Consider the following 246-nt stretch of genomic DNA (forward strand, 5'->3'; position numbering starts at 1 on the left):
TTCGTCGATTGAGTACGCTAAATCGCCTGACACCGGTGCATCATCAACGGCAGTTACACTCACATCGATGTTGGCAGAGACCGTATCGGTGCCGTCAGACACATCAAAACCGAAGTTTACGTCGCCATTGAAGTTTTCATTTGGCGCAAAGGTGTAAGTCCCGTTGCCGTTGTCGGTCAGGATACCGTCGCCACCATCGTAGGTCACACCTTCAACCGTTAGGTTATCACCTTCAATGTCGGTAGC

1 protein-coding gene is annotated in these 246 nt (G+C 50.8%); it reads right to left on the reverse strand.

The features are described 5' to 3' along the window. Nucleotides 1-246: cadherin-like domain-containing protein (locus AB4351_RS21800; RefSeq protein ID WP_372127165.1), on the reverse strand; the 246-nt coding region annotated here is incomplete at both ends.

It is taken from the genome of Vibrio sp. 10N.261.51.F11 (assembly GCF_041471665.1).
Classification (GTDB): domain Bacteria; phylum Pseudomonadota; class Gammaproteobacteria; order Enterobacterales; family Vibrionaceae; genus Vibrio; species Vibrio crassostreae_C.